The organism is Oscillibacter sp. (assembly GCF_031978065.1).
Lineage (GTDB): Bacteria > Bacillota > Clostridia > Oscillospirales > Oscillospiraceae > Oscillibacter.
The window spans coordinates 1-2011 of the sequence record NZ_DALZCH010000198.1; the positions used below are offsets into that span (position 1 = coordinate 1).

At 57.5% G+C, this 2011-nt stretch carries 4 protein-coding genes; all 4 read left to right on the top strand.

The window, feature by feature from the left end; genetic code table 11:
* On the top strand, positions 1–1442 hold a 1442-nt coding region (locus RTK01_RS16670), incomplete at its 5' end, for a VapE domain-containing protein (protein WP_312282042.1).
* Entirely contained in the window at positions 1439–1720 is a 282-nt protein-coding gene (locus RTK01_RS16675; protein ID WP_312282043.1) for a VRR-NUC domain-containing protein, read from the top strand. The genes RTK01_RS16670 and RTK01_RS16675, both read left to right, overlap by 4 nt.
* The gene (locus RTK01_RS16925) at positions 1717–1812 is read left to right on the top strand and encodes a helicase (RefSeq protein ID WP_397353118.1); all 96 of its coding nucleotides are present in this window, start codon (positions 1717–1719) and stop codon (positions 1810–1812) included. The genes RTK01_RS16675 and RTK01_RS16925 overlap by 4 nt, the downstream gene beginning before the upstream one ends.
* Positions 1809–2011 (top strand): SNF2-related protein (locus RTK01_RS16680; protein ID WP_397353120.1); only part of this gene is annotated, 203 nt, incomplete at its 3' end. The genes RTK01_RS16925 and RTK01_RS16680, both read left to right, overlap by 4 nt.

Sequence of the window (2011 nt, forward strand, 5' to 3'; positions counted from 1 at the left end):
ATCTGGTGCGCTTGCACAAATTCGGCGATCAGGACGACGACGCGGCGCCGGGTACCCCGACAAATCGGCTCCCGTCCAATATGTCCATGCTCGACTTGTGCAGGCAGGACACCGCCGTCTCTGATCTGATGCATAGAGAGCGCGGCGCGGAGATTTTAGAGGCATTCCAGAAGACCGAAACGGGGAATCCCGTTACGGGAAATGACGCTGAACTTGCTATGTTCCTCGGTGGGCTGAAAGGCGAAGTGCTGACTACGGATGTAATTCGGCGTCTGGTGCTTCTGTTGGGCATCCAAATCAAACTAAATGATGTGACATGGCGTGTGGAGTTATCCGGATACCCGAAAGCGTGGTCCCGCGCCAATGCCGGAAACTTACTCCCGGTTCCTCTGCTGGACCGTCTCAAATTGGCCGGAATCAAAGGTGCGGCGAAAACGACCGTTGCGGACTGTCTGGACGTGATTGCCGAAGAGAACCGATTTAACCCCGTGCTGGAAATGTTCACAGTCGCGCCGTGGGACAGCATTGACCGCATAGCGGAGCTATACGACATCTGGGGGATTACAGATACTCTCTCCCGGACGCTGATTTACAAATGGCTGCGGCAATGCGTGGCCATGGCCCACAACGACGAATACAGCCCACAGGGGGCGGACGGCGTTCTTGTCCTTCAGGGAGATCAAGGCATCGGAAAGACCAGCGCCCTGCGACAGCTGGTGCCGATGCCGCGTATGTTCAAGGAGGGGGCCAAGCTGGACCTGCGAGACAAAGACACCTATATGCAGGCGCTGAACAGCTGGATTTGCGAACTGGGCGAGTTGGACCGCACCACCTCCCGGGACAGTGCCGGGTTAAAAGCCTTTCTCACGCAGGACATGGACGAATACCGCACGCCATACGCCCACAACCCCGTGCAGCGGCCCCGCAGAACGTCCTTTTGCGGCACGGTAAACCCCGGCGAATACCTGATTGACGACACTGGGAACCGCCGATTCTGGACCGTTCCTGTGGATGATATAGACCTCGACCGGCTCTTTGCGATCACCAACGACTGGAAAACCCAGCTATGGGCGCAGATGGAGGTAGCATATCAGGCGCAGCCGGGAGGATTTCGATTGACCAAAGAAGAGCGCCAGCAACTGGGCGGCGTCAACACCACATACACCCGCGCCCTTGATTTTGAAGACGAGCTGCGGGATATGCTCAACTACGATCTCCCCGCCGAGCAGTGGGGTGAATTCACGTCGGCGCAGGTTGCCGCAAAACTGGAGGCAAAGCCGCCGGCGAATCGGCTGGGCCGGGTGCTGGCGAAACTGACGGGAGAGGACCCGCGAATTGAAGCAAGACTGCGTGAGGGTCGGAAGCTGTACCGACTTCCGCTCCTGAGCAATTGCGTTGTGTCACCGTTCCCAATGGCGGCTTCGGCGGAGGAAAGATCATGAAAGAAAGTGCGATTGAGGCCAAGCTGGTGCGGATGGTGCGTGACCGGGGCGGCCTGTGTTATAAATTTGTTTCGCCGGGAAATCCCGGTGTGCCGGATCGAATCGTGATTACGCCGGACGGGAAGACCATCTACGCCGAATTAAAGACGGAAGTTGGACGGCTGGCGGCAATTCAGAAATGGCAGATATCCGAAATGCAGAAGCGCGGCATGGACGTGCGGGTGCTGAAAGGGCTGCCGGACGTCAAAGCTTTTGTGGAGGAGGTGATGCCGCAATGAAGTTCATACCCCATCCGTATCAGCGCTACGCCGTAGAGCGGATCATACAGGACCCTGCGTTGGGCCTGTTTCAGGATATGGGCCTTGGTTGAGCAAAACTGTGGAAACCCTAACGGCTGTCAACGACCTGCGGTATAACCGCTGGCAGGTTTCCCGGGTGCTGGTAGTGGCGCCGAAAAAAGTAGCCGAAGCAACATGGCAAAACGAGGCGCGGCGCTGGGACCATTTACAGCACTTGCGCATTGTCTCCGTGCTGGGAACGGCAAAGCAGAGAATCAAGGCGCTGTACAC